10 protein-coding genes and 2 pseudogenes are annotated in these 9,578 nt (G+C 44.0%); 6 read left to right on the top strand and 6 right to left on the bottom strand.

Going from position 1 to position 9,578, the window contains the following annotated elements; all coding sequences use genetic code 11:
• Nucleotides 1-340: 340 nt before the first annotated feature.
• Both DXA15_RS23530 and DXA15_RS23535 read left to right on the top strand, forming a co-directional pair.
• Nucleotides 341-1,147: a helix-turn-helix domain-containing protein gene (locus DXA15_RS23530; protein WP_233567587.1), complete on the top strand. Its 807-nt coding sequence runs from the start codon at nucleotides 341-343 to the stop codon at nucleotides 1,145-1,147.
• A gap of 10 nt (nucleotides 1,148-1,157) precedes the next feature.
• Nucleotides 1,158-2,012: a helix-turn-helix transcriptional regulator gene (locus DXA15_RS23535; protein ID WP_128135658.1), complete on the top strand. Its 855-nt coding sequence runs from the start codon at nucleotides 1,158-1,160 to the stop codon at nucleotides 2,010-2,012.
• 216 nt (nucleotides 2,013-2,228) lie between these two features.
• Here the strand turns inward: DXA15_RS23535 and DXA15_RS23540 are convergent, their stop codons facing one another.
• The 6 genes and pseudogenes from DXA15_RS23540 to DXA15_RS23560 all read right to left on the bottom strand — a co-directional run bounded on the left by DXA15_RS23540 (nucleotide 2,229) and on the right by DXA15_RS23560 (nucleotide 6,025).
• The gene (locus tag DXA15_RS23540; protein ID WP_128135659.1) at nucleotides 2,229-3,284 is read right to left on the bottom strand and encodes a Gfo/Idh/MocA family oxidoreductase; all 1,056 of its coding nucleotides are present in this window, start codon (nucleotides 3,282-3,284) and stop codon (nucleotides 2,229-2,231) included.
• A 34-nt stretch (nucleotides 3,285-3,318) separates the two neighbouring features.
• Entirely contained in the window at nucleotides 3,319-3,867 is a 549-nt protein-coding gene (locus DXA15_RS27355) for a DUF4272 domain-containing protein (protein ID WP_233567588.1), read from the bottom strand.
• Entirely contained in the window at nucleotides 3,762-4,514 is a 753-nt protein-coding gene (locus tag DXA15_RS27360; protein ID WP_233567589.1) for a DUF4272 domain-containing protein, read from the bottom strand. Before DXA15_RS27360 ends, DXA15_RS27355 begins: the two co-directional genes overlap by 106 nt.
• A gap of 65 nt (nucleotides 4,515-4,579) precedes the next feature.
• Nucleotides 4,580-5,023, bottom strand: a pseudogene (msrB, locus tag DXA15_RS23550) (peptide-methionine (R)-S-oxide reductase MsrB); the annotation flags it as partial.
• A 204-nt stretch (nucleotides 5,024-5,227) separates the two neighbouring features.
• Nucleotides 5,228-5,662 carry a DUF4405 domain-containing protein gene (locus tag DXA15_RS23555; protein ID WP_128135661.1) on the bottom strand — a complete coding sequence of 145 codons (435 nt, stop codon included), beginning with the start codon at nucleotides 5,660-5,662 and terminating at the stop codon, nucleotides 5,228-5,230.
• A 135-nt stretch (nucleotides 5,663-5,797) separates the two neighbouring features.
• Nucleotides 5,798-6,025, bottom strand: a complete 228-nt coding sequence (locus DXA15_RS23560) for a hypothetical protein (protein ID WP_128135662.1) — start codon at nucleotides 6,023-6,025, stop codon at nucleotides 5,798-5,800.
• Between the two features lie 75 nt (nucleotides 6,026-6,100).
• Here DXA15_RS23560 and DXA15_RS27365 point away from each other — a divergent pair.
• The 4 genes and pseudogenes from DXA15_RS27365 to cysC form a co-directional block, all read left to right on the top strand.
• Nucleotides 6,101-6,211 (top strand): annotated as a pseudogene (locus DXA15_RS27365) (ferredoxin); the annotation flags it as partial.
• A gap of 137 nt (nucleotides 6,212-6,348) precedes the next feature.
• Entirely contained in the window at nucleotides 6,349-7,173 is an 825-nt protein-coding gene (gene cysQ, locus DXA15_RS23570; protein WP_007656950.1) for a 3'(2'),5'-bisphosphate nucleotidase CysQ, read from the top strand.
• 106 nt (nucleotides 7,174-7,279) lie between these two features.
• Nucleotides 7,280-8,833: an SLC13 family permease gene (locus tag DXA15_RS23575; protein ID WP_007656949.1), complete on the top strand. Its 1,554-nt coding sequence runs from the start codon at nucleotides 7,280-7,282 to the stop codon at nucleotides 8,831-8,833.
• A 23-nt stretch (nucleotides 8,834-8,856) separates the two neighbouring features.
• Nucleotides 8,857-9,465, top strand: coding sequence for an adenylyl-sulfate kinase (gene cysC, locus DXA15_RS23580; RefSeq protein WP_007656948.1), 609 nt, complete (start codon nucleotides 8,857-8,859; stop codon nucleotides 9,463-9,465).
• The last annotated feature ends 113 nt before the right edge of the window (nucleotides 9,466-9,578 follow it).

Genomic DNA, 9,578 nt, shown 5'->3' on the forward strand with positions numbered 1-9,578 from the left:
CCGAATAAAAAATCAAGATAACTCTCTATAACGATTCTTTTTTGTTTAGGATAAAAAGAATGAAAAGAGCTAATGTTTTTTATTTAGAGGTAGGTGTAAATCGATTTAGACCTACCTCTAAATGAAAATAGACCTACCTCTAAATTTATTTACACCTACCTCTAACAAAAGAATCATTGGATATATGATCAAAAGACTTTTAGGCGATACTGATAAAAGATTTGGTTTGCGGAATATGTCTTATTTTTTTAACTAAAGATAAAATCACCCAACATAATAAACTAAAAGACACCTTTTTATGTTTACCCGGAAATTAAATTACAGACAAAAAGACATGATGATGAAAGCAGAAAGAATCTTACCTGTTGATTTGTATAATTCCGTATCAACACCGGAACTGAAGCTCGAAAGTTCGCTGAGAATCCTATATGTAAAAGAGGGTGAAGACTATAAATTGCTGCCTCTGGACTCGGGTACCCTGGCCGTAATCTGTACCGGAGGAACTTTTACCTGTAAAGCCTTGCACCATACATACGATGTATCGGCCGGACAACTTTTACTCGCTGCCAGCGACGACGTGACGGCGGTCGAAGCCTTTCCCAGCACCCGGTTTTCCGGAATAATTGTTTATGTGTCCGAAGAGCTGTTGATTAACCGCCAGCGCCTCGTGTACCGCGATATTCCTTCCGACGAAATCGAGGAGACAAAAATCTATCTGCGCCTTGTCGAATCGCAAATAGAACAGATGAAAGAGATGCGTGCGAAGGTGGTCGAATCTCTCCTGAGAGCTCTGATTATAAATTTACAACAGGGAAAAGCAGTGTCTGACACGCCGAAAACAGAAAATTCACTCTTTTTCCAACAATTTGCGACATTAATTAGTAGATATCACCATTCTCCTGCGTACTTTTACGCAGAGAAATTAGGAATCACTTCGCAAGAATTGAATATCCGATGTAAGCAAGGAGCCGGTATCTCTGCGGCCGAGTGGATTAGTGAGTTCGTATTGCTGGAAGCAAAAGACCTGTTATCGAAAACCCGTCTGCGTCCTTCGCAGATTGCAACGATGCTGGGATTTGCCAACCACGACACTTTCTCACGTTGGTTCCGCAGGCATACGGGGGAGATTCCGACGGAATGGAGATAACACTAAGCATATGAATACGATAGATTTATTATTTGAGAACACAAAGATTAAAGGAAAAGTCATTTTATCAGACTCCTTACATGAAAACAAGGCTTTGCTGAAGGATAAAACCTTGTATAAGTTTATATGGGTTTTGTCCGGTCAACTGGAACTGGATGTCGACCACCAACCGGTCGTATTGAAAGAAGGTCAGTTGCTCACCTTGTCCCATCTGCACCATGTGGACTTTGTACGGGTGGACGGCGAGTATCTGTCTTTGTTGTTCAACAGTAATTTTTATTGTATTTACGGCAACGACCATGAGGTTTCGTGCAACGGGTTGCTGTTTCACGGTTCCTCGCATGTCGTTATCTTTGATTTGTCCGGTGAGGAGCGGCGGAAAATCGCGACGCTGACCGGGATTATGCGTGAAGAATTTGAAAGCCGCGACCATTTGCAGGATGAAATGCTCCGCGTGTTGTTGAAACGCTTTATTATATTATGTACGCGTATCGCAGAAAACAGGCAGGGCGTAAGGAAGGAAAACGGGATGCAGTTCGAGACGATTCGCAAGTTCTATGTCCTGGTCGATACCCATTTCAAAGAAAAGAAACAGGTGCAGGAATATGCCGATATGCTGAATAAGTCACCCAAGACGCTGGCTAACCTGTTGTCTACCTACCAACAACCTTCGGCCATCCGCGTAATCCACAATCGGGTGCAAGCAGAGGCGGAGCGCCTGCTGCTCTATTCATCCAAAAGCTCCAAAGAGATTGCCCTGCTGCTGGGTTTTGAAGACCAGGCCACCTTCAGCCGCTTTTTCAAAAATGCCACCGGATTGAGTACGACTGAGTACCGGAAGAAGAATAAAATCATCAAAGAATAGCAAGAATGAGTAAACGGGTTAGTGCATTGTCACTGAATTGATTACAGTTTCCTCGTAGTTTCGTATTTAGGAAACGCCAGTTTCCTGGGCAGGGAACTGCAATTTCCTGCGGTGGGAACGCGAGTTTCCTGCGGAAGAAACTGTAGTTTCCTCCGTAGGAAATTATAACCGGCTTACGGGAAACATTTGTTTCTCTCGTTTGCTTATCGGATTAGGTTATAAGTTCTGAACCGATTTTGTCCGGCTGCTTTCCCATGCCGCTTCAATCAAGCGGATAACGTCTACCACTTCGCGGGCATCGCTTTCTAAAGCGGCTCCGTTACGGATATGCTGGTAAATGTTTTCGTAGAAAGCTCCGTAATTGCCCGGGAGGCTCGGATATCGTTCGCGTACATTTATAGTATTCTTTTCGGTATGCAGGAGACCCCAGATGGAAGAATCCTCTTCGCCCCAATGAGGGGAGTCGGGCATCAGGCCGTTTGTCAGGTCTTCTTCCTGGCGGTCGAGGCCGTATTTGACGAAAGAGCCTTCCGTGCCGTGCAAGGTGAAACGCGGCTCATGTTCGCACATCAGGTAGCTGGCTTTCAGGGTGATTCTTACCTCAGGGGCTTTGGAGGGTTTCAGGAGATGGATGATGAAATAATCGTCTACCACTCCGTTATCGCGCAAGGTGGCGATGTCGGCAAAGATGGCCTGCGGCATGCCGAACAATTGCACGGCCTGGTCTATCACATGTGCTCCCAGATTGTAAGTCATGCCTCCTTCGGCTTCGCCTGTTTCTTTCCAGGTGCCCTGCTTGATGAAATTGCGGAAACGGGGGAAGGTCGATTCGAACTCGACCAGGCGTCCGAGCAGGTTTTTAGCGAGTATTTCCTTAACGGTCAGGAAATCGCTGTCCCAGCGGCGGTTCTGATAAACACTCAATGTCAATCCTTTTCCGGCGGCGAGGGCGACCAGTTCATTGGCTTCCTCTACCGTTTGGGTGAAAGGTTTTTCTACAATGACATGTTTTCCGGCTTCAAGTGCGCGACGGGCATATTCATAATGGGAACTGTCGGGAGTGTTGACTACGACCAGTTCCAGGCCATCCACTTCCAGCAATTCGTCGAAGCTGCGGACGATGCGGGTTTGCGGATACCGTTCGCAGGCCAGGTTTTTGCTTCGTTCGGTGATAGCCGTCAGTTCGAAATGCGGATTCGTGCTGATAAACGGGGCATGAAATACCTGTCCTGACATTCCGTAGGCGGCTAATCCTGTTTTAATTTTATTCATAACATATAGGAGTTTGATTGATAGAGCAGCCGAATTATGTATTCGGCTGTATGTGATCCCAATCGGCACCGTTATTCGCTCCGATAATCCAGTTAAAGGCATAATGGCGTTCTATCACGATTCCGCCGTCGATTCCGGTCGGAGCTTTTTGCCCATGAATGCGTGCATCCACACAGGCCCAGTCGTAACGCAATGTAAGGTCTGCTTCATCCAATATTTCCTTTTCCGGACGCGAATAGCCTTTGGACAATAAGTCCTGCAATCCTTTATGTTGCCAGAAAATAGCAGCCAGGACGGGCACATCGACAATCTCGGACGGATGGGAGAGGTCGTCGACAACACCTGCTGCCCAAAGCAACACGGCGCAGCATTCATAACGCCATACGAACTGGATACAGGTTTGCCGTTCGGGGTTGGGGTCATTGATATAGGCTGTTTCTTTTTCCGTAAGGTAAGATTTGACGCCATACAAATCGTTCATCTTGTTGAAATAGAAGAGGGCTTTTTCGCGGTCCGAATCTTCCGAGAGGATGACTTCCGAATAGACGGCAACGGCAAACAAGGCGGCTGCCCGTTCCACCATTTTTCACGGCTTCTCATCTGCACTTCGCTTTCCAGGACTTCACAGGGCAGTTGTTCCATATAAGGAATGTTTCTTGCTTTGAGCAGGGCGTTTGAGCGCAGGCGTCTTTTCATATCGGCAGGCGATTCTTGGGGGCGGTTTCCGTCCAGCAGGTCGGCATTGGCAATCGGCATAAATTCCGTCAACTGGCTTTCGCCTTTGATAGAGAATAGCAATTTGCCTTCCTGGGTATATATCTGCATGCTGGGATAGAGCAGGAAGCCGTTTACATTGTTCGCAATGGCGAAAAGGCCGTTGATGATATAGCTGGTACGGTCTCCGTTGTCGTCGATATCGAAAGTGATGCCGGTCACGCAGTTGAATACGCGGATTTGCTGTAAAACGTTCTCCTTCAGTTCGACTAGCGGAGTCTCTGCTGAAGAAAAATAGTTTGCCATCCCGGCTGTATGGGAGGCGATAAAATCAGGCTTGTCCTGCCGGTGATTGATATTGAAGGAGATCGTTGAATCGTCTGCAAGGGTCAGAAGGATATTTCCGTTTTCCGGTGTGAACTCTTTTGTCATTTCCTTAAAATGCTCCCGAATGGCTGTTACGATGCGGCCGGGGTCGCCAATGACTGTGTATAGCGTGATATTCGCTTTTTCCATATTTACTTGATTTTATTCTTTTGCGAATATACTGTATTATTTAATTATTAATGATATAATTCGTTTTATTTCTTTTCGAGCAGTGGTATATAATCGGCATATCCTTCCTCTTTCATCTTTGCCTTTGGGATAAATTTCAGGGAGGCACTGTTGATACAATAACGTAGTCCTCCTTTGGCGATGGGGCCGTCATTGAACACATGTCCCAGGTGTGCGTCTCCTGTTTTGCTGCGTACCTCCGTTCGGTTCATGCCATAAGATTTGTCTGTTTTTTCCATAATCAAACTTTTATCTATCGGCTTTGAAAAGCTGGGCCATCCACAGCCGGAGTCGAATTTATCCGTCGAGATGAATAATGGCTCACCGGTTGTGATATCTACGTAGATGCCTTCCCGTTTTTCGTTCCAGTATTCATTCTTGAATGCCCGTTCCGTTGCATTCTGTTGTGTTACTGCATATTGTTCTGCTGTGAGTTTCGAACGTAGTGTTACGTCGTCCGGCTTTTCGAATTTCTTTTCCGAGGCAGTCTTATCGTTTGTATTCATGTCTGTTTTTTTTGAAAGTTGATCACTCCTTGTAACTTGTGCCATTGCTATCACGCTTGTCAATAGCAAAGCGGCAGTTAATATAAAACTCTTCATATCTGATATTTGTTTATATGGATTTATTTCTTTTCGGGTTTAGTTCGTCATAACATGAAATACTGGCACAAATCAGGAAACTTTTTTCTTGATAATTAGAAAGCGCCATCGTTTCACGATATGCAGAACTCCTAAAACTCCAGCCATAAGACCTGCTTTATAATGTAATAGCCCGGTTGAAGAATTAGCACCTTCTATACATAATAACAATATTCCTGTTATAATAACAAGGATAAAGGTGAAAGATAATAATAAGACGACCTTATTTTTACCTTTGATGCCTTTTGTTTTTAATCCCTTGTACCATCCCCAATGGTGTTTGACATGCATAATCCCGAATACGGTAAATAGCAAGCTGATAATAACGTGGAATACCGCCCAGTTATGCCAGATGTCATGATTGCTGCCATGACTTGCAATATGCAGCATGATGCCTGTATATAAAGTAAGAAGAAAGAGAGGCACTAATACTAAATCCGTAAGATAAATAATTCTTTTTCTGTTCATCGTTTTTTTGATACAAAATAACGATTTATAGAAAAGCGAGAGAATAGACAACGCGAGGTAAAGATTGTACTATTCAAGGTATCCTGCGGGCAATGATATTGAAAATTTGCTTTAATTCAGATTGTTGCATGTCGTTTACCTGAAAAGGAACGGGAGGATGCACATCATTTTGCCTCCTGATAACAGATACTCTTTAAAGTCGATATTGATGCGGCAGATTCCACTATCCACCATACCAAATATATAGTAATCATCCCGGTGGGCATGCACAATCGTTTCCTGGGAAAGAGTAGGGGATATTTCTTTCAGGAATATCCCGAAATCGGATTGTTGGGCTGCTTTATGTGTCGGTATAACAGGCATTTTATAAATATTTTTGACAAAGCTAATAAAAAACGACAAATTCTCTTTGTTTCCAGTTCATCTGCTTCGTTTGATTTGAACTTGATCGAACGGATGGAGTCGCGCCACGGCATTCATACACTTGAACATGCAGAAGCAATCGCTATCGGTAGTCAGAAGTATAATTTAATCAGACTGGATGCATAAAAAGGAGTTTTGCATCAGGTCAAAAAGACGCCATTTATGTCTTAATAGGTAAGACCGCTTGAAATAAATCACTTCAGCTGCGTTTTGTTCGAAAAAAATAGTATATTTGTATATTCACAACCTAATAGATATGAGTGATGATGAACTATTCGAACTATCTTTACATTGCTATCCGGGCAGCGATAGATGCCGGTAAAGCTATCATGGATATTTATACAGATCCTGCATCTGATTTTGAAATTGAACGCAAAGCTGATAATTCTCCGCTAACAAAAGCAGACAAAGCTGCTCATAAGCTGATAATGAATGTCCTTTCCGTGACCCCGTATCCGATATTGAGCGAGGAAGGGAAGGATATTCCGCATGCTGAACGGGCTGCCTGGGAAACTTTCTGGCTGGTTGATCCGCTGGACGGAACCAAGGAGTTTATTAAAAAGAACGGTGAGTTTACTGTAAATATCGCTTTGATTCAAAAGGGAGTCCCTGTATTGGGAGTTATTTATGTGCCTGTGCGGAAAGAACTCTATTTTTCGGCTGACTCTGTAGGAGCTTATAAGTTGATTGCAGATTGTGACCTGCAACCTTCTATGGATGAGATTATGCAAAAAGCTACGCGACTGCCTGTATCTATGGGACATCAGGGTATTGTCGTTGTCGCTTCCCGTTCGCATCAGAGTCCGGAGACGACCGATTTTATAGAGAATCTGCGGAAACAAGGACAGCCTGTTACCTTGATCAGTAGCGGTAGTAGCCTGAAAATCTGTCTGGTGGCAGAAGGAAGTGCGGATATTTATCCCCGTTTTGCACCGACAATGGAATGGGACACAGCTGCCGGTCATGCGATCGCAAGAGGGGCCGGATGTGACGTATTCCACATAGATGGCCGAACTCCGTTGAAATACAATAAGAAGGATTTGCACAACCCCTGGTTTATCGTGAAACCTCTTTCTTCCATTTGCTGATTATTTTGGTCAAAAGGATTAAAATAGGGTTTTTGCGTACGAATAACGTTAATTTTCTTATTACATTTGCACCTTATCTGAGAAATTTAGACAGATTAGGAACGCGATGAACTTCGAAATATTATTTGTATTGCTAGCCCTGGCCGGAATGGTTGCGGCATTGATATGGGATAGGATGCGACCGGGAATGGTATTACTGACTGTTGTAGTATTATTCCTGGTCGTAGGAATATTGTCTCCAAAAGAAATGTTGGAGGGATTCAGTAACAAAGGGATGATAACCGTCGGCATGCTCTTTTTGGTGAGTGAAGGAATCCGGCAGAGCGGGGCGCTCGGGCAAGTTATCAAGAAACTGCTTCCGGAAGGAAAAACTACCGTTTTAAAGGCCCAGGTCCGGATGTTGCCTCCTATTGCATTTATTTCTGCCTTTCTTAATAATACTCCGGTAGTTGTTATTTTTGCCCCGATCATCAAACGATGGGCTGAGTCGGTAAAACTTCCGGCTACCAAATTTCTTATACCTCTTTCTTATGTAACCATATTAGGCGGTATTTGTACGCTGATCGGAACCTCCACCAACCTGGTTGTTCATGGTATGGTTATTGAAGCCGGCTACGAGGGGTTCACTATGTTTGAACTCGGAAAAGTCGGCATTTTTATTGCCATAGCCGGTATCCTGTATCTGTTTGTATTCTCCAATAAGTTATTGCCCGATTCCCGTCAGGATAATTATGTGGACGATGGGGAAGAAGAGAGTCCGGGAAACCTGCATCGGGTGGAAGCTGTATTGGGTTCCCGTTTTCCCGGTATCAATAAGACATTGGGAGAGTTTAATTTTGCCCGCCATTACGGTGCTATCGTAAAGGAAGTGAAAAGTGGGGGAGAACGTTTCACTCATGATCTGGATAAGGTTACTTTGCATGAAGGCGATACACTGGTACTTTGGGCCGATGATTCGTTTATTCCAACGTGGGGAGAATCGAGTGTCTTCCTGATGCTTGCCAATGGTAATGAAAATACTGAACCGGTATCGAAAAAGAAACGTTGGCTGGCACTGGGGTTACTTATCTTTATGATTGTAGGGGCTACAGTTGGCGAATTGCCGGCCGTGAAAGAAGCCATTCCGGGGATGCGTCTGGATATGTTCTTTTTCGTTTGCATCACTACTATTATTATGGCTTGGACGAAGATATTTCCTCCGAAGAAATATACCAAATATATATCCTGGGATATTCTGATTACAATCGCTTGTGCGTTTGCTATCAGTAAGGCGATGGAAAATTCCGGTTTTGCAGCCTTGGTAGCCAGCTATATCATTAGTATGGCTGACAATCTCGGGCCGTATGCTCTGCTTGCCATTATTTTTATCATAACAAATATTTTTACCGAACTGATAACGAACAATGCGGCGGCGGCCTTGAGTTTTCCGATAGCATTGTCGGTCGCTACACAGTTGGGAGTAAACCCGACACCATTCTTTGTGGTGATTTGTATGGCGGCGTCAGCCAGTTTCAGTTCTCCGATCGGTTATCAGACGAATCTGATCGTACAAGGTATCGGTAGTTATAAGTTTACGGATTTCGTCCGTGTGGGATTGCCGTTGAACCTGATTACGTTTTTGATTTCCGTGTTCGTGATACCGATGATCTGGGAGTTTTAATATAAAAGGTAATAAGAAATAAAATGAATAATACACAGCCGAATAATATATATCCGATTTTCGACCGTATGTTGGGAAGAGAGGATAAAGAGGCGCTTTTGAAACAACGTAGTGTGATGGTTTGGTTTACCGGGCTGAGTGGTTCCGGTAAAAGTACGATTGCCATTGCTTTGGAGCGTGAGTTGCATAAGCGCGGTCTGTTATGCCGTATTCTGGATGGCGATAATATCCGTAGCGGTATCAATAACAATTTGGGATTTTCTGCGGAAGACCGGGTGGAGAATATCCGTCGTATCGCGGAAGTAAGCAAACTATTTATTGACACCGGTGTTATAACTATAGCGGCTTTTATCAGTCCGAACAATGAGTTAAGGGAGATGGCTTCTACGATTATCGGAAAAGATAATTTCCTGGAAATTTATGTGAATACGCCGATCGAAGAATGTGAGCGGCGTGACGTAAAAGGATTGTATGCAAAAGCCCGCAAGGGAGAGATCAAAGATTTTACAGGCGTTTCGGCCCCATTCGAAGCACCGGAGCATCCGGCTTTGTCGTTGGATACCTCGGTGTTGAGCCTCGAAGAGTCGGTAAATAAATTATTGGAATTGATATTGCCTAAAGTGAAAGTATAGAAAAAATTGAGCTATCCAACTGTCAAAGTGACTCATCTGTTACAGGTTCATTTGCCGTCTGCTTTAGCTGACGGTTTATAAGCAGGTTCTTTTTTTGGCTTTAGCCACATTTC

The organism is Parabacteroides sp. AM58-2XD, assembly GCF_003463685.1.
GTDB lineage: Bacteria > Bacteroidota > Bacteroidia > Bacteroidales > Tannerellaceae > Parabacteroides > Parabacteroides segnis.

Coding starts and splice junctions, on each gene's coding strand:
- DXA15_RS27360 (WP_233567589.1), bottom strand. CDS start 4,514: ATGGAAAAAGCGAATATCACGCTATACACAGTCATTGGCGACCCCGGC.
- DXA15_RS27355 (WP_233567588.1), bottom strand. CDS start 3,867: ATGGTGGAACGGGCAGCCGCCTTGTTTGCCGTTGCCGTCTATTCGGAA.
- DXA15_RS23560 (WP_128135662.1), bottom strand. CDS start 6,025: ATGCCTGTTATACCGACACATAAAGCAGCCCAACAATCCGATTTCGGG.
- DXA15_RS23540 (WP_128135659.1), bottom strand. CDS start 3,284: ATGAATAAAATTAAAACAGGATTAGCCGCCTACGGAATGTCAGGACAG.
- cysQ (WP_007656950.1), top strand. CDS start 6,349: ATGATGAACTATTCGAACTATCTTTACATTGCTATCCGGGCAGCGATA.
- DXA15_RS23555 (WP_128135661.1), bottom strand. CDS start 5,662: ATGAACAGAAAAAGAATTATTTATCTTACGGATTTAGTATTAGTGCCT.
- cysC (WP_007656948.1), top strand. CDS start 8,857: ATGAATAATACACAGCCGAATAATATATATCCGATTTTCGACCGTATG.
- DXA15_RS23535 (WP_128135658.1), top strand. CDS start 1,158: ATGAATACGATAGATTTATTATTTGAGAACACAAAGATTAAAGGAAAA.
- DXA15_RS23530 (WP_233567587.1), top strand. CDS start 341: ATGAAAGCAGAAAGAATCTTACCTGTTGATTTGTATAATTCCGTATCA.
- DXA15_RS23575 (WP_007656949.1), top strand. CDS start 7,280: ATGAACTTCGAAATATTATTTGTATTGCTAGCCCTGGCCGGAATGGTT.